The sequence below is a fragment of the Acidovorax sp. GW835-FHT14G06 genome (genome assembly GCF_058793595.1).
On record NZ_JBXAGA010000012.1, the window covers coordinates 79,829 to 100,614 of the forward strand.

Genomic DNA, 20,786 nt, shown 5'->3' on the forward strand with positions numbered 1-20,786 from the left:
GGCGCTCATGTTCAAGAAGATTCTTGTTGCGAATCGCGGAGAGATCGCTCTCCGTATCCAGCGCGCCTGTCATGAGCTGGGCGTAAAGGCCGTCATGGTCTATTCCGAGGCTGACCGCGACGCCAAGTATGTCAAGCTGGCCGAAGAGGCCGTTTGCATCGGCCCCGCGCCCTCGCCGCTGTCCTACCTCAACATGCCGGCCATCATCTCGGCCGCCGAAGTCACCGACGCCGAAGCCATTCACCCCGGCTATGGTTTTCTGTCGGAGAACGCCGACTTTGCCGAGCGCGTGGAAAAGAGTGGCTTCCAGTTCATCGGCCCCACGCCCGAGTCGATCCGCATCATGGGCGACAAGGTCTCGGCTAAGCAAGCCATGATCCGTGCGGGAGTGCCCTGCGTGCCTGGCTCTGAGGGCGAGTTGCCCGACGATCCAGTGCAGATCCGCCGCATCGCCAAGGCCGTGGGCTACCCCGTGATCATCAAGGCCGCAGGTGGTGGCGGTGGCCGTGGCATGCGCGTGGTGCACACAGAGGCTGCGCTGGTCAACGCCGTGCAGATGACCAAGGCAGAGGCGGGTGCCGCGTTTGGCAATCCTGCGGTGTACATGGAGAAGTTCCTCCAGAACCCACGCCACATCGAGATCCAGATCCTTGCCGATAAGCACCGCAATGCGGTGTATTTGGGCGAGCGCGATTGCTCCATGCAGCGCCGCCACCAGAAGGTGATTGAAGAGGCGCCGGCCCCTGGCATCCCTCGCAAGCTGATCGAGAAGATTGGTGAGCGTTGCGTGGCGGCCTGCAAGAAGATCGGCTACCGTGGAGCGGGCACGTTCGAGTTCCTCTACGAGAACGGCGAGTTCTACTTCATCGAGATGAACACCCGCGTGCAGGTGGAGCACCCCGTGACCGAGTGGATCACTGGCGTGGACATCGTGAAGACGCAGATCATGGTCGCGGCAGGAGAGAAGCTGCCATTCACCCAGCGCCAGATCGAGATCCGGGGCCATGCCATCGAGTGCCGGATCAACGCCGAAGACCCCTACAAGTTCATCCCGTCGCCTGGGCGCATCACCACATGGCATCCACCAGGCGGCCCTGGCGTGCGCGTGGACTCGCATGCGTACACCAACTACTTCGTGCCGCCCAACTACGACTCGATGATCGGCAAGATCATCGTGCACGGCGACACGCGCGAACAGGCCCTGGCCCGCATGCGCACGGCACTGTCCGAAACGGTGATCGAAGGCATCAACACCAACGTGCCCCTGCACCGCGAGCTGATGGTGGACGCCAAGTTCATGGCCGGCGGCACCAACATCCATTATCTGGAAGAGTGGCTGTCGCAGCACAAACGCTGAGCTGGCACACCGCAGGTCATTCACATGCTGGCTCCTGGCAACGGGTGCCAGCATTTCACTTTTTCTGAGAGACGCCTATGTTTGAGCTGAGTCTGATGTGTCCCGAGGACGGGATAGAGGCGGTCAGCGATGCGCTGGACGCGCTGGATGCGCTCTCCGTGTCGGTGGAAGACGCCGACGCCCAGACCGACGCTGAACAGGCGCTGTTTGGCGAGCCTGGCATGCCCCCGCCCAAGGATGGCTGGCAACGCAGCCGCGTGGTCGCTTTGTTTCCGTCCGAGGTGGCGGCCCGCGAAGCACAGCAGTTGCTGGTCGTTCAGGATTTTTTTGTTGGCTGCCAGGTGCTGGGGATTGCCCACGTGCCCGAGCAGGACTGGGTACGGCTGACACAGTCGCAATTTGCGCCCGTGGACATCACACCGGATTTTTGGATCGTTCCTACCTGGCACGAGCTCCCGGCCGAGGCAAAGCGCAGCATCCGGCTGGATCCGGGCCTGGCGTTTGGCACCGGCACCCACCCCACGACGCGCATGTGTCTGCGCTGGATTGCGCGCCATGGCGCTACGCAACCTGAGCAGGGCAATCTGCTGGGGCGGGTGCTGGATTACGGATGTGGGTCTGGCATCCTCGCCATCGGTGCCGCCAAGTTCGGTGCCACGGACATTGATGCGGTGGATATCGACCCGGCGGCAGTGGAGTCCACGTTGCAAAATGCCCAGGCGAACCAAGTCACGCTGAGAGCGGGCCTGCCTGACAAGGCGCAAGGCGAGTACCAGACCGTGCTGGCCAATATCCTGGCGACTCCATTGCGTGTGTTGGCCCCGTTGTTGTGCAGCTATGTGGCCGCAGGCGGAAACCTGGTGTTGGCAGGCATCCTGGAGCGCCAGGCGGATGAGCTCAAGGAGGCTTACGCCCCCTGGCTTCCGTTGGAAGTAGCGGATGCGGAAGACGGTTGGATCCTGATGACCGCGCATCGCTGAGCGTGCTCGAGCGCAGCCCTGGCGGCCGTGGCATGGCCTCTACAATCTATTGCTGATGAGCCAGATCACTCGCTGCCCGTCCTGCGCCACCACCTTCAAGGTCGTGGCGGACCAATTGCGCATCTCGGAAGGATGGGTGCGCTGCGGCCAATGCAAGGAGGTATTCGATGCCTCGGCCCATTTGCTGCCTGTGGCGCCGGCGGCGTTGCTGCCCGATGTATCGCTCACGGACCTGCGTGCGCCCACCGCACCGGCAGCGCGCAAGCCGGACGCACTGGGGGCCTGGGGTGGAGGCAAGTCGTCCCCCGTCGCTCCGCCTGCCCCACAGGATGTTGTCAAGGCAGACGCTCCCACCATCCGCAGTGCTTCAGATGTCGCCACCGAGGTCGCTGCCACCCTCGCCGGTGACGCGCATCCGTACGGCATGGTCAGTGATGCACCTGCTGCTCCGGTCCTCGATATCCCCAGTCCTGCGGTACCTGCTTTTCTTACCGCCGCAGCCTGCACTGAAACATCTTCGGATGTCTTGGGCGAGGAGGTTGCCGCACCCTTTGCATGGAGAGCCCACAGTGCGCCACGGACTGCGCCTGCGGTGGATGCTGGGGCATCGCCATCCGTTACGGCGCCCTCGGATGCGCCAGAGTCGGTAGTGATATCGGACACAGCGCCCCGCACTGGTGCTCCATCTCCAGCCGTTCATGTGACCGGGCAAGGGCATTCCGCTGTCACGACGCAATCAGGAGCTGCGGCGCAGGATGTCGCCAAGGGATCTGGCGGTTTCGTTGGTGGAGCTGTGCCAATGGTTCCCGCCCCCCTCAGCCCGGCAGGCTATGAACTGCCTTTTGCAGAACTTCGCGATTCCGAGGCAGAGCTGAATGCATCCATGGATGTAGATGCCACAGGGGGCGCGAGCCACTCCGCAGAGCTTGCGCAGCCCCCGGTAGCGTCTGTTGCTTTCGCTCCGTCATCCGATGCCAGTGCCGGTGCCGGACTCTCAGGCGATGCACAGAAACCTGCTCCTGTACCTGTTGCTGGGCCCACCACTCCAGCCGCCACGTTGCCCTCTGTGGACTTTGTGTCCAAGGCGGTTGTGCCGGAGGCTCCGGCTATGGAGTTGGTGAAGGACGATTCGTATGCCGCCATCCTGCAGGCACGCCCTGGACACGTTGTCGATGACGACGATGAGACCGACGCCCAGGAGTCAGACCCCGAGGTCAGTTTTGTGGTGGCAGCCCGCCGCAAGGCGTTCTGGCGCAAGCCGGTGGTGCGGATGGTCTTGGGGCTGGTGTTCGTTGTCTCGCTGTTAGGGCTGGCTTTGCAGATTGCGGTGCAGGAGCGCGACCGCATTGCAGCCCTGGACGTGCGCACCCGGCCCTGGCTGGCGAAACTGTGCGAGCCTTTGCACTGCGAACTTGCACCGGTACGCCAGATTGCCGATGTGGTCATCGACAGTTCTTCCTTCAACAAAGCCCGGGGTGACAGTTACCAGCTGGCGCTGACGATGAAGAGCACCGCCACCATCCCGCTGGCCATGCCTGCGGTGGAGCTGACCCTGACCGATGCGCAGGACCAGCCTGTGTTGCGGCGGGTTCTGTTGCCTACTGACATGGCGGCTCCGGTGGAGCTGCCAGCCAAAGGCGAGTGGGGCACCTCTGTGTCGGTGCTTGTGACCACGGGCGGTGCGCGCGTAGCGGGCTACCGGTTGCTTGCGTTCTATCCCTGATTTTCCTCCCAACAACTTACCGAGCTTCACTATCTATGGCCGCCCTCATTTGTGGTTCCCTGGCGTTCGACACCATCATGACTTTCGAGGGGCGTTTTGCGGAGCAGATCCTGCCGGACCAGCTCCACATCCTGAATGTGTCCTTCCTTGTCCCGTCGTTGCGCCGCGACTTTGGGGGGTGTGCCGGAAACATTGCTTACAGCCTCAAGCTGCTGGGTGGGGAGCCGTTGCCCATGGCCATGTTGGGCAGTGACGGTGCTGACTATCTGCAGCGACTGCAGTCGCTAGGTATCAGCGCCCGACACGTCGGGCAGGTGCAGGACACCTACACCGCGCAGGCCATGATCATGACGGACCGTGACAACAACCAGATCACGGCCTTTCACCCTGGCGCAATGATGCAGGCCCATGCCAACCGTGTGAGTCCGGACGGCCGTGTCAGCGTGGGGATTATTGCGCCTGACGGGCGTGATGCAATGCTGGAGCATGCGGCCCAGTTCGTTGCGGCGGGCATCCCGTTTGTCTTTGACCCTGGCCAGGGTTTGCCCATGTTCAACGGGCAGGAGCTGGCGCAGTTCATCGACCAGGCCACCTGGGTTACCGTCAATGACTATGAGGGAAAAATGCTCTGTGACCGAACAGGTTGGTCGTTGGCTGATATCTCTCGCAAGGTGCAGGGCCTGGTGGTGACGCTGGGCGCCGAAGGCTGTGAGGTCTGGGTGGATGGCGAGAAAACCCATGTGCCACCCGTTAAACCTGTAGCAGTGGTAGACCCCACGGGTTGCGGCGATGCCTGGCGCGGCGCGCTGCTGTTTGGTCTGGAAAAAGGCTGGCCCCTCGTGCGTTGTGCCGAGTTGGGCAACCGGGTTGGTGCGCTCAAGATTGCGCAGCGGGGCCCGCAGAACTACACACTCGATTTTGACCCACTGGGATAGGTCCGTCAGGATGTGTGACGCAGCGTGGCGCTGCGCTGCACTGCACGGTGTGATCGCTGTGCGCCTTTTTGGGGTGCACACACTGGGGGTATAGGCGAAAAAAAACCCGGTGCGCGAGCACCGGGTTGAGCGCGTGGCGCGCCAGGATCAGGGCTTGTTGCCCGTAGGGAAAGGCCAGGCTGCCTGAGGGTTCAGCGTGGTTTGTGCTGCAGGGGCAGCGGCCGCAGGGGCAGGCGCCTTGGGGGCCTTCTTGGCCGGGGCAGCTTTCTTTGCGGGGGCTGCCTTGGCAGGTGCTGCGGCCTTCTTGGCTACTGCGGCCTTCTTGGCGGGAGCGGCTTTCTTTGCCGGTGCTGCTGCCTTCTTGGCGGGTGCAGCCTTCTTCGCAGCTACGGCCTTCTTGGCAGGAGCGGCTTTCTTTGCCGGTGCTGCTGCCTTCTTGGCGGGTGCAGCCTTCTTCGCAGCTACAGCCTTCTTGGCAGGAGCGGCTTTCTTTGCCGGTGCTGCTGCCTTCTTGGCAGGTGCAGCCTTCTTCGCGGCTACGGGTTTGGCCGTTGCAGCCTTCTTCGCGGGAGCAGCCTTTTTAGCGGCCGGTTTTTTCGCAGTTGCCATCATGTTCTCCTTGGGTCAATTTGCAAAGAGCACTTCCTGTCTTCAGTGGACAGAAAGCGATCCATGGAGATGGATGAAAACTCCATCTCCATGAACACGGGGACGCCCCGCAGGACAGCGCTCTACCGCGCTGTCGGTGCTGGGCGTGGTGTAAAAATCCATGGTGGTGTGGCCTGCAAAAAAAGGCGCTAGTCCCAGGACAGCGCACCACCGGACTGGTATTCAATAACCCGGGTCTCGAAGAAATTGCGTTCCTTCTTGAGATCGATCATCTCGCTCATCCATGGGAACGGATTCTCTTCATTGGGGAACAGCGTCTCCAGCCCGATCTGCGTGGCGCGGCGGTTGGCGATGTAGCGCAGGTAGCCCTTGAACATGGAGGCATTCATGCCCAGCACGCCACGGGGCATGGTGTCTTCAGCGTAGCGGTATTCCAACTCCACGGCCTTGAGGAACAGTGCCTTGATCTCGGCCTTGAACTCTGCGGTCCAGAGGTGAGGGTTTTCGAGCTTGAGCTGATTGATCAGGTCGATCCCGAAGTTGCAATGCATTGACTCGTCGCGCAAGATGTACTGGTACTGCTCGGCGGCGCCCGTCATCTTGTTCTGGCGACCCAACGCCAGGATTTGCGTGAAGCCAACGTAGAAGAACAGGCCTTCCATCAGGCACGCGAAAACGATCAGCGACTTGAGCAGGGTCTGGTCGGTCTCGGGGGTACCCGTTTTGAAAGACGGATCCATGATCGCTTCGATGAAGGGAATCAGGAACTCGTCCTTGTCGCGGATCGACTGGACTTCGTTGTAGGCGTTGAAGATCTCGCTCTCATCCAGGCCCAGCGATTCCACGATGTACTGGTAGGCATGGGTGTGGATCGCCTCTTCGAACGCCTGGCGCAGCAGGAACTGACGGCATTCAGGTGCCGTGATGTGGCGGTAGGTGCCCAACACGATATTGTTGGCAGCCAACGAATCGGCGGTGACGAAGAAGCCCAGGTTGCGCTTAATGATGCGGCGCTCGTCTTCGGTCAGTCCGTTGGGATCTTTCCACAACGCGATGTCGCGCGTCATGTTCACCTCTTGGGGCATCCAGTGGTTGGCGCAAGTGGCGAGATACTTTTCCCACGCCCACTTGTACTTGAAAGGCACCAATTGGTTGACGTCGGTCTGGCCGTTGATGATGCGCTTGTCGGCTGCATTGACACGGCGGTGTGCAGCGGCGGCGACGGGGGCAGTGGTGGTACTTGCTGCTGGTGCCGTGGTGCCCACTGGTTGCAGCGAAGGTGTCTGGAAAGCCAGAGGCGGTTGTCCCACCTGGCGGTTGTTGTGCAGACCGCCGTCCAGTTGATTTTGCGATGAGGGCTTGACTTCTTCGTCCCAGGTCAACATAGATTTTCCAGTGTTCGGATTATGAAAGCAGTGCTGCGAAAAGGAAAGCACTGAAGCGTTGTGCAGCAAGGTTTTGTTGCTTCACAGCACCGGAGCAACGCCTCGGGCGAGCCCGAAGCGTTGCTGGCAAAGTTCTTACTGGCAGGCCTCGCAGCCAGGATCGTCGATGGCGCAGAACTTGACGTCCGTGGCCGGTACGGCTGCGGCCTGCTGAGAGGCTGCTGCGGCAGCGGCTTCCAGCGGGCTTTGCTTGACGTGTGCCGTTGCTGAAGCAGCCGATGCGCCGCTGTCATTGCCCGACGAAACCGCGTTGAGCTGGCGTGTGTTCACGGTACTCATTTCGACGTGCGTAGCGCTTTGGGTGCGCAGGTAGTACGTGGTCTTGAGGCCGCGCACCCATGCCAGCTTGTAGGTGTCATCGAGCTTCTTGCCCGATGCGCCGGCCATGTAGATGTTCAGGCTCTGTGCCTGGTCGATCCACTTCTGGCGGCGTGATGCGGCCTCCACCAGCCACTGGGGTTCGACTTCGAAGGCTGTGGAGTACAGCGCCTTGATGTCCTGTGGCACGCGGTCGATGGGGTGCAGCGAACCCTTGAAGTGCTTGAGGTCCATGATCATCACGTCATCCCACAGGCCCAGGCGCTTGAGGTCACGCACCAGGCCGCCGTTGATGACCGTGAACTCGCCCGACAGGTTGGACTTGACCGACAGGTTGCCGAATGAAGGCTCGATCGAGGCATCGACGCCAATGATGTTGGAAATGGTGGCCGTGGGGGCAATAGCGACGCAGTTGGAGTTGCGCATGCCGTCCCTTGCAATCTTGTTGCGCAGGGCGTCCCAGTCCAGCGTGGACGAGCGGTCCACTTCCACATAGCCGCCACGGGCTTGCGAGAGCATGTCCAGCGTGTCGAAGGGCAGGATGCCGCGATCCCACAGCGAGCCCTTGTAGCTGGAGTACTTGCCGCGCTCTTTGGCCAGCTCGGTGGACGCCCAGTAGGCGTAGTAGCAGATGGCCTCCATCGACTTGTCGGCGAATTCCACCGCCTCTTGCGAAGCGTAGGGGATGCGCAGTTCATACAGGCTGTCCTGGAAGGCCATCACGCCCAGGCCGACCGGACGGTGACGCAGGTTGGAGTCGCGTGCCTTCTTGACTGCGTAGTAGTTGATGTCGATCACGTTGTCGAGCATGCGCATGGCGACCGTGATGGTCCTCTTGAGCTTGTCGTGGTCGATCTGGCCGTCCTTGATGTGCTGCAGCAGGTTGACTGAGCCGAGGTTGCAAACGGCGGTTTCGGTGTCGCTGGTGTTGAGCGTGATCTCGGTGCACAGATTGGACGAATGCACCACACCGGCGTGCTGCTGGGGCGAGCGCACGTTGCAGGCATCCTTGAACGTGATCCAGGGATGGCCGGTCTCGAACAGCATGGTCAGCATCTTGCGCCAGAGATCCGTGGCCTGAATGGTCTTGGCGGGCTTGATCTCGCCGCGCGCAGCCTTTTCTTCGTAGGCCACGTAGGCCTTTTCAAAGTCGGCGCCAAACAGGTCGTGCAGGTCGGGCACGTTGGAGGGCGAGAACAGGGTCCAGGTGCCCTTTTCCATCACGCGGCGCATGAACAGGTCGGGGATCCAGTTGGCCGTGTTCATGTCGTGCGTGCGGCGGCGGTCATCGCCGGTGTTCTTGCGCAGCTCCAGGAACTCTTCAATGTCCAGGTGCCAGGTTTCCAGGTAGGTGCAGACGGCGCCCTTGCGTTTGCCGCCCTGGTTCACGGCCACGGCTGTGTCGTTGACCACCTTGAGGAAGGGAACCACGCCTTGTGATTCGCCATTGGTGCCCTTGATGTGCGAGCCCAGTGCGCGCACGCGGGTCCAGTCGTTGCCCAGGCCACCGGCAAACTTGGACAGCAAGGCGTTTTCCTTGATGGACTCGTAGATGCCATCGAGGTCGTCAGGCACCGTGGTCAGGTAGCAGCTTGACAGTTGGGAGCGCAGCGTACCGCTGTTGAACAGAGTGGGGGTGGACGACATGAAGTCGAACGACGAGAGCACTTCATAGAACTCGATGGCGCGGGCTTCGCGGTCGGTTTCATTGAGCGCCAGGCCCATGGCCACACGCATGAAGAATGCTTGCGGCAGCTCGATGCGGGTTTTCTTGACGTGCAGAAAGTAGCGGTCGTACAGGGTCTGCAGGCCGAGGTAGTCAAATTTCAGGTCGCGGTCTGCCTTGAGCGCGGCGCCCAGACGTTGCAGGTCGTACTGCATCAGGCGCTCATCCAGCAGGTCGTTGTCCACGCCCTTCTTGATGAATTGTGGGAAGTACTCGATGTACGCCTGGCCCATCGCATCCTGCGTCACCTCGCGGCCCAGCACCTCGCGCACGATGGTGTGCAGCAACAGGCGGGCGGTGGCGTAGGTGTAGTCGGGATCCTTCTCGATGAGAGTACGGGCTGCCAGGATGGAGGCCTTGTAAACCTCATCCATGGGCACGCCGTCGTACAGGTTGCGCATGGTCTCGGCCACGATGGGGTCGGCCTTCACGTCGGCGCCTAGGTTCACGCACGCCGACTCGATCAGGGCCTGCAGGCGCTTCGGGTCCAGCGCAACACGCTCGCCCCCATCGATCACCTGCAGCAGCGGGATGGACACAGCGGGGGTTTGCTGTTCGGCTTGGCGGGCACGTTCTTGCGTGCGGCGCTCGCGGTACAGCACGTAGGCGCGGGCAATTTCGTGGTGACCGCCACGCATCAGGCCGAGCTCCACCTGGTCTTGCACGTCTTCAATGTGGAAGGTGCCTCCGCCAGGGCGCGAGCGCATCAGGGCGCGCGTGACGTTATGAGTCAGCGTGTCCACCACCTCGCGCACGCTGGCCGATGCCGCGCCTTGCGTACCGTGGACTGCCAGGAAGGCCTTCATCATGGCCACCGCGATCTTTTGCGGTTCGAAAGGCACTACGGCTCCGTTGCGGCGAATGATCTGGTAGTGCGCAAACGTGTTGGAGGCCGTGGCCGCAGGCGCTGCCTGGGATGCGGGGGCATCGGTAGTAACGGCATGGGCAGTGGAAGGCGTGTTCAAAGCAGCTTGCATGGGGTCCTCTTCTGTGGGCTGTCTGGGGTGGGCGTACGGCCTGGTGTGCCGCCGCAGCGTGTGTGTGATGCGCCGGACTTTAGTCTGGCGCACACTATATATGGTGTGTCGAGGCGGTTCAAGACACTACCGGTAGTGTACCGCCGGAATGAGCCCCCAAAACGGAAACAGTATGTTCCCAGCCCCGGTACGCCAGCTATCGGTGTCTGCGGCCAGCCCTTGTGGATGCGACGCATGGGATGCCAAACCGCGCAGCGGCGGACCTTGGCGGCGGATTTCCTGCGCCAGACCGCGCGGCACTTGCTTGGGTAAACATGTGCAAACGCACAAAGAAAAATTTGTATTGATGCGCCCGTGCGACAGTGAAGGCGCCGCGTCAGCTGGGCTGCGACGGTCCCGTTTGTGTGCTCTGCGGGAGTCGCTGCGCAGGCCAGTCCAATGCCCTTTGCAGCCGTGGCCAGTCAAAGCCCGGGCCCGGGTCCAGTTTGCGCCCTGGGGCAATGTGTTCATGCCCCGCGATGTGCTTAATGGGGTAGCGAAGCGCAATGTCCTGGCAGACTCTGGCCAGGGCTTCGTACTGTGCGGGCTCGAAGTGCAGGCCCTCCAGTCCTTCCAGTTCAATGCCGATGGAATCGTCGTTGCACTGGCTCCTCCCACGGTAGAACGATTGCCCGGCATGCCAGGCGCGCAGGTCACAATCCACAAACTGCCACAGCACCCCGGTGCGCTCGATGAAAAAATGCGCGGACACCTGCAATCCGCGGATGCCCTGGTAGTAGGGGTGCGCATCCCAGTCCAGGGTGTTGGTGAACAACTGTTGCACGGCACCGCCACCGTATTCGCCCGGTGGCAGGCTGATGGAATGCACCACGATCAGATCGACCTGCGAGGCATGCACCGGGCGCTGCCCGTGATTCGGAGATGCCAGCCGCTGGGCCGCCCGGTGCCAGCCGCCCTCCCAGGGCGTCGGGTTTTCTGCTGGTGCGCTGTCAGCCCAGGTCGTCATGCGGGTCCTGGTCATTGGGCACGGCGATGTTCAGACGGGCGATGCGGTAGCGAATCTGGCGCAGGCTGATGCCGAGGCGTGCAGCGGTAGCCGTGCGGTTGAACCCGGATTCTTTCAGCGCGCGGATCAGTATCTCCCGCTCCTGCTGGTCCAGCCAGGCCTGCAGGTCGCTGGGCAGTGGCACCGTGCATCCGTTGGCCAGGGGCTGAGGGCCCTGGCTATCGGCGGAGGTCGAAGCATGGGGTCCGGCAGAGAAGGGCGCGGATACCGCCGATCCCTCTGGCGCAAGCGCAAACGCAGGCGCGGGCGACGCTGGGCGTGCCATCTGTGCATCTACTGCTCCGCTTGGTGTGTCCACCTGCAGCTCGTCCCCATCGCTCAATGCCACTGCGCGGTGCAGCAGGTTTTCCAGCTCGCGGACGTTGCCGGTCAGTGGGTGGGCGGCGATGGCGTTCAGGGCCCGGTCGGTGAGTTGGGGCACTGGCATGCCCGACTCGTTGGCAATGCGGGTGAGCAGCGCAGCGCACAGTGCTGGCAGGTCCTCGCGGCGCTCGCGCAGCGGCGGGATGACGATCTCGATCACATTGAGCCGGTAGTACAGGTCCTGGCGGAACCGGCCTGCCTGCACGTCGGCCGCCAGGTCACGGTGGGTGGCACTCACGATGCGCACGTCCACGGTCTCTTCCTGGGTGGAGCCCAGCGGCCGCACGCTGCGCTCCTGGATGGCGCGCAGCAACTTCGATTGCATGGCCAGCGGCAGGTCGCCGATTTCGTCAAGGAACAGCGTGCCTCCGCGTGCGGCCTGGAAGTAGCCGTCACGGTCTTGCGATGCGCCGGTGTAGGAGCCCTTGCGGGCACCAAAAAATTCGGCTTCCAGCAAGTTCTCGGGGATGGCCCCACAGTTCACCGCGACCAGGGGGCCGTCTGCACGCTGGCTGCTGGCGTGCAGGGCTTGGGCCACCAGTTCCTTGCCGGTGCCCGACTCACCATGAATCAGCACCGGCGCCATGCCGCGGGACACCTTGGCCACGCGCTGCTTGACGTTGCGGATGGCGTCAGACTCGCCCACCAGGCGATCCATGGCGGAGTTGGCGCCACCGAATTCGGTACCTGCCGTCGCATTGGCCGAGCGGCTCGACCCGCTGCTGCGCGCTGCGCGGGGAGGCGGAACACCGCCAGTACCCTGGATGGCCGAGGCCACGACCGAGCGGAACTGCTTGAGGTCCACGGGTTTGGTGAGGTAGTCGAAGGCCCCCGCGCGCAGTGCCTCGACCGCGTTTTCTGCCGAGCCGTAGGCGGTCATGACCACGCAGCGTTCGCGCCGCTGCTGGTCGCGCAGGTCCTGCAGCAATTCCATGCCAAACCCGTCGGGCAGCCGCATGTCGGTGATCACTGCGTCAAAGCGGTGGGCCTTGAGCTGCTCGCGCGCCTCCTGTACGCTTGAAGCGGTCTCGACCCGGTACCCCTCGCGCAACAGGGTGAGCTCGTACAGGGTGCGCAGATCGGGTTCGTCGTCAACGACGAGGATGGAGGCGGCAGGGGCGTTCATGGAGGTGGCAGTCAGACCACGATGGTGTCAAACAAGGTGGCAGTATCGGCGGGGCGGGTCGTGCGGCGGAAGCCCACGGTGAAGGCGTTGCCTCCGATGTCTCCGCGTGCGGTGGGGCGGTTCAAGCGCTGGTAGCTGATGGAGGCGCCATGGCGCTGGCACAGCTCCCGGCAAATATAGAGGCCCAGACCGCTGGAACGGCTCTCCGAGGAGAAGAACGGCTCGAACAAATGCCGCTCCACGGATTTGTCCATCGGGGCACCGTCGCTCCACACCTGCAGGCTGACCTGGCCAGACGGCGTGTTGCGCGTGGCTACTGACAACGAGTCGGGCTCCGGGCCCATGTAGCGCAGGGCGTTGTCCAGCAGGTTGACCAGTACGCGACGCAGGTGCTCGGCGTCAAACTCCACCTGGGTGGTGTCTGTATCAAGTGACACCACGGCGCGCCGCCGGGCGGGGTCCTGGGCCTGCCAGTCGTTCCAGATCTGGGCGACGGTCTCGTCCAGCGCCACGGTTGAGGCAGGTGCATGGCTGATCTGATGCTGCACGCGGGCAATGTCCAGCACCTCTTCGGCGATGCGGGCCAGGCGGTCGGCGTTCTGCTGCACCATGTGTGCCAGGCGTTTTTGTGCCGGGTCGTGCAAGTCTTCTTCCAGCAGGGCATTGGCCTGCACGATGGCCGCCAGCGGGTTGCGGATCTCGTGGGCCACAGCGGCGGACATGCGGCCCATGGCCGCGAGCTTTTCGGTGCGCAGCCGCGCTTCCATCTCCCGCAGGTCGTGCAGAAACATCACGCACAGCCGCTCGGAGCGCGTTTGCAAGGCCGCATTGCGGGTGGACGTGAGCCAGGTGCGCACATGCAGGCCGGTAGGGCTCTGGCCTTCATGCAGCAGATCGACGTCGGCCGTCTGGGATTGTTCGTGCCGGAAGGTGCGTCGTGCCAGTACGACCAGGGGGTGCCATGGCGCGGTGGATGTCAGTGCAAAAGGTAACTCGGTCAGCGCCATGCCGCCCAGCAGCTGTAGACCTGCCGGGTTGGCAATGCGCACCACATCGCTTTCGTCCACCACCAGCACACCATCGGATAGGTTCTGGATGACCAGTGCACTGACCTGGGTCTGTACGCGCGCCGCCACCTGGCTTTGTTGCGCCACTTCTTGTTCGCGCGCCAGGCGGGTCGCGAGCTGGTGCACCAGGTAGCTCACGATGAAGTAGCCCGTTCCGGTCAGTGCGCTTTGCAGGTAGCGCTGCCCTTCGTCTCCCGTGCTGTACTGGCCCACCCACCAGGCCCAGCCCAGCAGCAGCAGGGTGACCGCGGCGGTGGTGCCCAGGGCCAGAGTCAGCGTGCCCATGACCGCTGCGATCAGGATGGGCAGGCCGAACAGCGGTGTGTAATTCATGGTGCCCGCATGCAGCAACTGCAGCGCGGTGATCGCTGCCAGGTCCACTCCGATGGAGGGCAGCCACTGGGGCCCGGCGCCGGGCGAGGGTGGCCCTCTGCGCGAGAGCACCCGCAGTACCACGGTGGCCGCGAGGTAGGCCGCACAAACCGCCAGTACGGTGGCGCCCACCGCCTGGTTGATGAGCTGCCCGGCGCCTTGCAACACCAGCAGTGCCAGGGCCACCATGACGCGGCCGGTGAGGAAACCCAGCCACAGCCGTGCAAAGGGTGCATCCGCCGAAGGCGGCAGGGAACCTGCGGGCACAGCTTGCATGGTCAAAACGGGCACAGCGCCGTTCAGGCCGGGCCCAGGCGCCGGTGTTCGGCACTGCAATAGGCCTGGCTGCCCAGCATCAAAGCCTCGGCCTGGGGGATGTGAACACCGCAATGCGCGCAGGCCAGCATGTCCTGCGGCAGGGCCGGTGGGGTGGCGGGCGCCTTGGGCGCAGCAGCATCAGGAGCGCGGCGACTGCGCCAGATACCCACCGCCACCGCGATGACGACCAACAAGACCAAGTATTTCATGTGCTGCGGCCCAGAACAACTTCCAATACAAAACGCGAGCCCACATAGGCCAGCAGCAGCAGGGCAGAGCCCGCATACAACACGCGCACCGCGTTGCGGCCCCGCCAGCCAAACCGCGCGCGGCCCAGCAGCAGGGTGGCAAACGTCAGCCACGAGAGCATCGAGAACACGGCCTTGTGGTCCCACCGCCAGGCCCGGCCATACAGCGTCTCGCCAAACAGCCACCCCGCGAGTAGTGTGGCGGTGAGCAGCACAAACCCCGCCGTCACGAACCGGAAGGTCAGTCGCTCCAGCGTGAGCAGCGGTATGCCGCTGTGCGGGTCTTCAGCCTGCCGGATATGGCGCTCGGCGCGTGTCATGAGCCAGGCGTGCACCACGGCGGCTGCAAACAGGCCATAACAAGCAATCCCCAGCGCCAAGTGCAGCGGCAGCCAGGCCGAAGCGGTCACATGCAGGGGCTGACCCGGGAACAGCATGGCCAGCACAATGGCTGCGGCGCCCAGACCTGCCAGCACCCAGCGCGATTGCATCTGTGGGAACAGCTGTCGTTCCACGGCATACACCGTGAGCACCAGCCATGCGGTCATCGACAGCGCGGGCGCAAAACCAAACCGGGGCGCATCGCCCCACAGGCCCCACACCAGCACTGCGCCGTGCAGCAACCACGCCACCAGCAGTGCGTTGCGCGCTGCTGCGGCACCCAGGCGGGAGGCTGCGGCGGCAGGCACGGCGTAGGCCACGGCGGCGGCCAGGGCCAGCAGCCAACTGACCGGAGAGCTACTCGTTAAAATCATGGGCACAGTTTAGCCTTTCGCCCACCGCCAGCGCCCTGGCGGGGCCGCGCGCACAACGCCCTTGTTGACGGCGCGCAGCCAATACCGGAAACACCCCTATGGCCTCCGCCCTTACCGACAAACTCACGCGCCTCGTCAAGGAGATGCGTGGCCAGGCCCGCATCACCGAATCCAACGTGCAGGACATGCTGCGCGAAGTGCGCATGGCGCTGCTCGAAGCCGACGTGGCCCTGCCCGTGGTGCGCGACTTCATCGCCCGCGTCAAGGAAAAAGCCCTGGGCCAGGAGGTGCTGGGTTCCCTCAAGCCCGGGCAGACGCTGGTCAGCATCGTCAACCGCGAACTCGCCGCTACCATGGGCGAGGGCGTGGCCGACATCAACCTGGCCGCCCAGCCGCCTGCCGTGATCCTGATGGCCGGCCTGCAAGGTGCGGGCAAGACCACCACCACGGCCAAACTGGCCAAGCACCTGATTGAAAAGCGCAAGAAAAAGGTGCTGACCGTGTCCGGCGACGTGTACCGCCCGGCCGCCATCGAGCAGCTCAAGACCGTGACCAGGCAGGCTGGTGCCGAGTGGTTCCCGAGCACGACCGACCAGAAGCCGCTCGACATCGCCCACGCCGCGCTGGACTACGCCAAGAAGCACTACTTTGACGTACTGCTGGTGGACACGGCCGGCCGCCTGGCCATCGACGAAGCCTTGATGAAGGAAATCAAGGACCTGCACGCCGCCCTGAACCCGGTCGAAACGTTGTTCGTGGTGGATGCCATGCAGGGCCAGGACGCCATCAACACCGCCAAGGCCTTCAAGGAGGCGCTGCCGCTCACCGGTATCGTGCTCACCAAGCTCGACGGCGATTCGCGCGGTGGTGCTGCGCTGTCGGTGCGCCAGATCACGGGCGCGCCCATCAAATTTGCGGGTGTGTCCGAAAAGCTCGACGGCCTGGAGGTGTTCGATGCCGAGCGCCATGCAGGCCGCATCCTGGGCATGGGCGACATCGTGGCGCTGGTGGAGCAGGTGACGGCCGGGGTGGACATGGAGGCCGCACAAAAGCTGGCGGCCAAGGTCAAGAGCGGTGACGGGTTTGACCTGAACGACTTTCTGTCGCAGATCCAGCAGATGAAGCAGATGGGTGGGCTTTCGAGCCTGATGGACAAGCTGCCCTCTCAGCTCACCGCCAAGGCCGGTGCCCTGGACATGGACAAGGCCGAGAAGGACATCAAGCGCAAGGAAGGCATCATCCAGAGCATGACACCGCTGGAGCGCCGCAAGCCCGAACTCATCAAGGCCACGCGCAAGAAGCGTATCGCCAATGGTGCGGGCGTGCATGTGCAGGAGGTCAACCGCCTGCTCAAGGAGTTTGAGCAGATGCAGGGCATGATGAAAAAGATGAAGGGCGGCGGCCTGATGAAGATGATGAAGAAGATGGGCGGCATGAAGGGCATGGGTGGCGGAGGTATGCCCAAGATGCCTTTCTGAAGGGTTTTCAAGCCTTTTGGGTACCAGGCGCTACAACCATATGCCTGGGATGCTATGAAATTGAGAGTAAATAAAAAAGCCGACACGTGTGTCGGCTTTTTTATGGGGCGATGGACGGTCGTTCTATGCGGCGCCTCAGGCGGCTTGCAACGCCACGGGCCGCGCCAGTCGGCTGGCGTGCAACCAGGCACGGCGCAGTACCGGAGGTGACCACGACTCCTCAGGGATCAGCAGTAGCCGCTGTGCACGCAGCGCACGGCCCAGCGCGATCTGGCTGGTCCATACCGCCAGCGGAATCGCCAGCGCCAGCGGCAGGCCCACGGGCATCAGCCACAACAGCGCACTGCTGTCGATCAGCGCCACACCCGCTGCCAGCAGGGCGATCACTGCACTCATGGGGGCCAGCTGGCGCACGGCGTGGCGCCAAGGCACGGCGTGGGCTTCGCGTGGGGGGGATTTCCATTCCAGCTTCAGGCCGGTCAACGCGATCAGCACAAACAGCGAATGCGCCAGCATGCGCACCGGCGCCTGCAGGATGGCCATGACGCTCTCCAGCACGGCGCTCTTGAGCAGGCTGAAAGCGCCGCCGTACTGCTTTTGTTCCCGGCGCATGAACACCGCCGTCACGCCCAGGATGCGGGGCAGGAACAGCAGGCACAAGGTCCAGACCCACAGGGCGAGCAGCTCGGCGGGCAGGATGTGCCAGTCTGCCACCAGCTTGGCGCCCGACAGCCACAGCGCCGTACCGAGGGTCATAAAGGCCAGCCACAGCGGCGCCGATAGATAGGCCATGGCACCGGTGACGAACATGGACCGGTGCACCGCGTGGATGCCGGGCTCTGCCATCAGGCGTGCGTTTTGCAAATTGCCCTGGCACCAGCGCCGGTCACGCTGCAGCTCGGCCAGCAGGTCGGGCGGCTGTTGTTCATAGCTGCCGATCAGGTCGGCCACCAGCCAGACATGGTAGCCAGCACGGCGCATCAGCGCGGCCTCGACGAAATCGTGCGACATGATGCCGCCCGCCAGACCTCCCTTGCCAGGGATGGGCGCCAGGGCGCAGTGCTGCATGAACGGCGCCACGCGGATGATGGCGTTGTGGCCCCAGTAGTGCGATTCGCCCAGCTGCCAGTACTGCATGCCCAGCGTGAACAGGCGGCCCGTGACGCGCGATGCGAACTGCTGCGCGCGGGCGTGCAGCGTGACGTGACCAATCGCCTGCGTGGCGGTCTGGATGATGCCGGCCGCAGGGTTGGCCTCCATCAGCTTGGCCATAGAGACAATGCAGTCGCCGCTCATCACGCTGTCGGCGTCCAGCACCACCATGTAGCGGTAGTCCTTGCCCCAGCGGCGGCAGAAGTCGGCCACATTGCCCGCCTTGCGGTGGGTGCGGCGCGTGCGCAGGCGGTAGTACACCTGCACCTGGGGTTGCTGGCTGTGCTGCGCCAGGGCGCTGCGCAGCTCTTCCCAGGCGGCGCGCTCGGCGCGGGCAATAGCGGGGTCGTTGCTGTCGGAGAGCACAAACACGTCGAAGGTAGTCCCATGGCCGGTGGCCGCGACCGACTCACAGGTGGCGCGCAGCCCGGCAAATACAGTGGCAACGTCTTCGTTGCAGATCGGCATGATGATGGCGGTGCGCGCGTCGGGCGCCAGCGTGTGCTCTGCCACGCTGCGCGCCGACAGCGCATGCCGGTCGCCGCGCAACATCACCCAAAAGCCCATCAGCCCGGTCAAAAAGCCGGTCACCACCCAAGCGGACAGCAGCGCAAACAACGCAATCTGGCCGTAGCCCAGCCACGCGTTTTCATAGTCGGGTTGCACGCTGGCAAACAGGGTGCTGGCCAGGGCGGTGGCCAGCACGGTGAGCAGCGCAAACGTCCAGCGGCGGCGCTGGGCTGCGCCTTGCCAGGCGGCGGTGGGTTCGGTGGGGGCTTGTGCAGCCAGGGCCGAGGCAGGCTGCGAAGACGTGCGGCCCGTGAGGCGCAGCAGCATGGCAGTGCCCAGGCTGTTCCAGAACCCGCGCCAGGGCAGGGGCACCATGGAACCCCGGTGCACGGGCGGTGCCGTCACCGCGTTGGGGTGGCGCTCTTCGCGCAACGTGCTGCGTCGGCTGGGGGCCGACCGGTGGCAGGCCGCGCCGCGCCGCGTCACCACGGCAGGGCCTGTGGGTGCGTGGGTGCCGTGGGGGTCATGAGGGCTTACTCGGGAAGACTGATGTGCGTCCATGTTTCACTCACAGCGTGGTTGTCGTGTTGGAGAAAGGCGCGCAGCTCGACGGGCTTGTCGGCGTGCAGGCGCTGGATGCGAACGGTCATGCGCCACCCGCCGGTGGCAGGGTTGCGGTAGGCGATGTTTTCCAGCACCTTGCCGTTGGCGTCGCTGGTCACTACCGCCTTCACGGTGGCGTCTGCGGGCAGGGCCTTCAGAGCCGGGCCCTCGAAATCGACCACGTATTGCGCCTGCTGGCGCAGCGCCTCGGTGGACAGCTTGGTGTAGCCCATGCCCCGGCGCGACTGGGTAGCCCACGCGCTGGGTGGGCGCTGTTGCTCCTCGCCCTGCCAGCTCAGCTCGTACGCAAATTCGAGGGGTTGGCCCGGCGCGGGCATCTGGGCGGGTACCCAGTACGCCACGATGTTGTCGTGGGTCTCGTCCGGGGTGTTCAGCTGCACCAGCTCCACGCGGCCGGCGCCCCAGTCATGCAGTGGGCGCACCCAGGCGCTCGGGCGGCGTTCGTAGCGGGCTTCCACGTCCTCGTAGCTGGCCCACTGGCGGTCGCGTTGCATCAGGCCGAACCCCTTGGGGTTCTTGGTGGCGAATGAAGTGACCAGCGTCTGCCGCGGGTTCTGCAGCGGGCGCCACAGCCATTCGCCCTCGCCCGTGGCGATCATCAGACCATCGGAGTCATGCACTTCGGGGCGGAAGTCCTCCTTGCGCGGCTGGTTCTCGCCGAAGAAGAACATGCTGGTCAGCGGCGCAACGCCCAGTGTGGCGATGGGCGGTTTGCCGGAGGCGGCACGCACAAAAATGCGGCTGCGCACCGTGGTGGTGGTCTGCGGGCCCGGTTGGATGTCAAAGCGGTAGGCGCCCGTGGCGCGCGGCGAGTCGAGCAGCGCGTACACCGTGACCTGCGTAGCATTGGTGTCGGGCTTGACCAGCCAGAACTCGGTGAAGCGGGGGAACTCCTCGCCCCGACCGCCTACGGTGTCGATGGCCAGCCCACGTGCCGACAGGCCGTACTGCTGGCCTTTGCCCAGCGCGCGAAAGTAGCTGGCACCCTGGAAGACCACCAGCTCATCCTTGTAGGCGCTGGAGTTGAGGTGGTTGTGCAGCCGAAAGCCTGCAAAGCCGAGGTCGCCCCAGGCATCAGGCCGCACCTGGTTTTTGCCGTAGTCGAAGTCCGCGCGGCTGTAGCGGATGTGGCGCACGCCCTGGGACGTCACTTCGTTGATCAGCACCGGCTCTTTCTGGTACAGCCCCAAATGGAAGAACATGGCCTCGAAGGGCAGCTTGTCGGCCCGCCACAGGGCGCGATCGGGGCGCCAGCGGATGTCGCGCACTTGGTCGTAGTTGAGCTGGCCGAGTTCGGCTGGGAGCTTGTCGCTCACCGGCCGGTAGGGTTGGCTGGCGCGGTCGCGGGCGAGGCGGGTCACGCTCTCGAAGTCAAAGCCCTGTGCGTGCGCGCCCCCGGCCAGCAGGGCGGTGGCCAGGGCTATTGCGGGCCCTGCGCGCCTGCCGATCTGGCGAAAAAAGGCGGGAAAAACTGCGTGCATGCCAGGCATAGGGCAAACCCTGTGCCAGCTGTAAAAAATGCTTTGAAATCAACGGGTTGGAGTGGCCTCTGCGTGTAAGCAGTTGTGCAATGGCCTGTGGGGGCCTATCAGCCCCCGCTTTTTGTCGCCGGATGGCGACAAGGGGTGGGTGCTTTG

General features: G+C 63.9%; 15 protein-coding genes and 1 pseudogene. 6 read left to right on the plus strand and 10 right to left on the minus strand.

Going from position 1 to position 20,786, the window contains the following annotated elements:
• The first annotated feature begins 7 nt into the window (after positions 1 to 7).
• The 5 genes and pseudogenes from accC (at position 8) to AC1Q64_RS20110 (ending at position 4,995) form a co-directional block, all read left to right on the plus strand.
• A complete protein-coding gene (gene accC / locus AC1Q64_RS20090) occupies positions 8 to 1,357 on the plus strand; it encodes an acetyl-CoA carboxylase biotin carboxylase subunit (protein WP_055395037.1) in 1,350 nt (449 codons plus the stop codon).
• A 77-nt stretch (positions 1,358 to 1,434) separates the two neighbouring features.
• Entirely contained in the window at positions 1,435 to 2,337 is a 903-nt protein-coding gene (gene prmA / locus AC1Q64_RS20095) for a 50S ribosomal protein L11 methyltransferase (RefSeq protein ID WP_291432978.1), read from the plus strand.
• A 55-nt stretch (positions 2,338 to 2,392) separates the two neighbouring features.
• Positions 2,393 to 2,458 (plus strand): annotated as a pseudogene (locus AC1Q64_RS20100) (zinc-ribbon domain-containing protein); the annotation flags it as partial.
• A gap of 945 nt (positions 2,459 to 3,403) precedes the next feature.
• Entirely contained in the window at positions 3,404 to 4,060 is a 657-nt protein-coding gene (locus tag AC1Q64_RS20105; protein WP_492252615.1) for a DUF3426 domain-containing protein, read from the plus strand.
• Positions 4,061 to 4,095: 35 nt separating this feature from the next.
• Positions 4,096 to 4,995, plus strand: a complete 900-nt coding sequence (locus AC1Q64_RS20110; protein WP_492252553.1) for a carbohydrate kinase family protein — start codon at positions 4,096 to 4,098, stop codon at positions 4,993 to 4,995.
• A gap of 147 nt (positions 4,996 to 5,142) precedes the next feature.
• On the opposite strand, the gene AC1Q64_RS20115 is transcribed toward AC1Q64_RS20110, so the two are convergent.
• The 8 genes from AC1Q64_RS20115 to AC1Q64_RS20150 form a co-directional block, all read right to left on the minus strand.
• Positions 5,143 to 5,607 carry a histone gene (locus AC1Q64_RS20115; protein WP_369817000.1) on the minus strand — a complete coding sequence of 155 codons (465 nt, stop codon included), beginning with the start codon at positions 5,605 to 5,607 and terminating at the stop codon, positions 5,143 to 5,145.
• Positions 5,608 to 5,792: 185 nt separating this feature from the next.
• A complete protein-coding gene (locus tag AC1Q64_RS20120; RefSeq protein ID WP_492252554.1) occupies positions 5,793 to 6,989 on the minus strand; it encodes a ribonucleotide-diphosphate reductase subunit beta in 1,197 nt (398 codons plus the stop codon).
• A gap of 135 nt (positions 6,990 to 7,124) precedes the next feature.
• On the minus strand, positions 7,125 to 10,070 hold the full coding sequence (locus AC1Q64_RS20125) for a ribonucleoside-diphosphate reductase subunit alpha (RefSeq protein WP_291432967.1): 2,946 nt from the start codon (positions 10,068 to 10,070) through the stop codon (positions 7,125 to 7,127).
• 376 nt (positions 10,071 to 10,446) lie between these two features.
• Entirely contained in the window at positions 10,447 to 11,076 is a 630-nt protein-coding gene (gene ampD, locus AC1Q64_RS20130) for a 1,6-anhydro-N-acetylmuramyl-L-alanine amidase AmpD (RefSeq protein ID WP_492252555.1), read from the minus strand.
• Entirely contained in the window at positions 11,060 to 12,625 is a 1,566-nt protein-coding gene (locus AC1Q64_RS20135; protein ID WP_492252556.1) for a sigma-54-dependent transcriptional regulator, read from the minus strand. Before AC1Q64_RS20135 ends, ampD begins: the two co-directional genes overlap by 17 nt.
• A gap of 11 nt (positions 12,626 to 12,636) precedes the next feature.
• The gene (locus AC1Q64_RS20140; protein WP_492252557.1) at positions 12,637 to 14,340 is read right to left on the minus strand and encodes a two-component system sensor histidine kinase NtrB; all 1,704 of its coding nucleotides are present in this window, start codon (positions 14,338 to 14,340) and stop codon (positions 12,637 to 12,639) included.
• Between the two features lie 23 nt (positions 14,341 to 14,363).
• Positions 14,364 to 14,591 carry a PP0621 family protein gene (locus AC1Q64_RS20145; protein ID WP_492252558.1) on the minus strand — a complete coding sequence of 76 codons (228 nt, stop codon included), beginning with the start codon at positions 14,589 to 14,591 and terminating at the stop codon, positions 14,364 to 14,366.
• Entirely contained in the window at positions 14,588 to 15,385 is a 798-nt protein-coding gene (locus AC1Q64_RS20150) for a cytochrome C assembly family protein (RefSeq protein WP_492252559.1), read from the minus strand. Before AC1Q64_RS20150 ends, AC1Q64_RS20145 begins: the two co-directional genes overlap by 4 nt.
• Positions 15,386 to 15,483: 98 nt before the next feature.
• Between AC1Q64_RS20150 and ffh the strand changes: the two genes are divergently transcribed.
• Positions 15,484 to 16,863, plus strand: a complete 1,380-nt coding sequence (gene ffh, locus AC1Q64_RS20155; protein ID WP_492252560.1) for a signal recognition particle protein — start codon at positions 15,484 to 15,486, stop codon at positions 16,861 to 16,863.
• 135 nt (positions 16,864 to 16,998) lie between these two features.
• Here the strand turns inward: ffh and mdoH are convergent, their stop codons facing one another.
• Together mdoH and AC1Q64_RS20165 are read right to left on the minus strand one after the other, a co-directional pair.
• Entirely contained in the window at positions 16,999 to 19,086 is a 2,088-nt protein-coding gene (gene mdoH / locus AC1Q64_RS20160) for a glucans biosynthesis glucosyltransferase MdoH (RefSeq protein ID WP_492252561.1), read from the minus strand.
• Positions 19,059 to 20,630, minus strand: a complete 1,572-nt coding sequence (locus AC1Q64_RS20165; protein ID WP_492252562.1) for a glucan biosynthesis protein G — start codon at positions 20,628 to 20,630, stop codon at positions 19,059 to 19,061. Before AC1Q64_RS20165 ends, mdoH begins: the two co-directional genes overlap by 28 nt.
• Positions 20,631 to 20,786 lie beyond the last annotated feature (156 nt).

Bases quoted from the DNA above. Each gene is read 5' to 3' on its own strand.
- accC (WP_055395037.1), top strand. From the start codon at position 8: ATGTTCAAGAAGATTCTTGTTGCGAATCGCGGAGAGATCGCTCTCCGT.
- prmA (WP_291432978.1), top strand. From the start codon at position 1,435: ATGTTTGAGCTGAGTCTGATGTGTCCCGAGGACGGGATAGAGGCGGTC.
- AC1Q64_RS20110 (WP_492252553.1), top strand. From the start codon at position 4,096: ATGGCCGCCCTCATTTGTGGTTCCCTGGCGTTCGACACCATCATGACT.
- AC1Q64_RS20115 (WP_369817000.1), bottom strand. From the start codon at position 5,607: ATGATGGCAACTGCGAAAAAACCGGCCGCTAAAAAGGCTGCTCCCGCG.
- AC1Q64_RS20120 (WP_492252554.1), bottom strand. From the start codon at position 6,989: ATGTTGACCTGGGACGAAGAAGTCAAGCCCTCATCGCAAAATCAACTG.
- AC1Q64_RS20125 (WP_291432967.1), bottom strand. From the start codon at position 10,070: ATGCAAGCTGCTTTGAACACGCCTTCCACTGCCCATGCCGTTACTACC.
- ampD (WP_492252555.1), bottom strand. From the start codon at position 11,076: ATGACGACCTGGGCTGACAGCGCACCAGCAGAAAACCCGACGCCCTGG.
- AC1Q64_RS20135 (WP_492252556.1), bottom strand. From the start codon at position 12,625: ATGAACGCCCCTGCCGCCTCCATCCTCGTCGTTGACGACGAACCCGAT.
- AC1Q64_RS20140 (WP_492252557.1), bottom strand. From the start codon at position 14,340: ATGCAAGCTGTGCCCGCAGGTTCCCTGCCGCCTTCGGCGGATGCACCC.
- AC1Q64_RS20145 (WP_492252558.1), bottom strand. From the start codon at position 14,591: ATGAAATACTTGGTCTTGTTGGTCGTCATCGCGGTGGCGGTGGGTATC.
- AC1Q64_RS20150 (WP_492252559.1), bottom strand. From the start codon at position 15,385: ATGATTTTAACGAGTAGCTCTCCGGTCAGTTGGCTGCTGGCCCTGGCC.
- ffh (WP_492252560.1), top strand. From the start codon at position 15,484: ATGGCCTCCGCCCTTACCGACAAACTCACGCGCCTCGTCAAGGAGATG.
- mdoH (WP_492252561.1), bottom strand. From the start codon at position 19,086: ATGGACGCACATCAGTCTTCCCGAGTAAGCCCTCATGACCCCCACGGC.
- AC1Q64_RS20165 (WP_492252562.1), bottom strand. From the start codon at position 20,630: ATGCACGCAGTTTTTCCCGCCTTTTTTCGCCAGATCGGCAGGCGCGCA.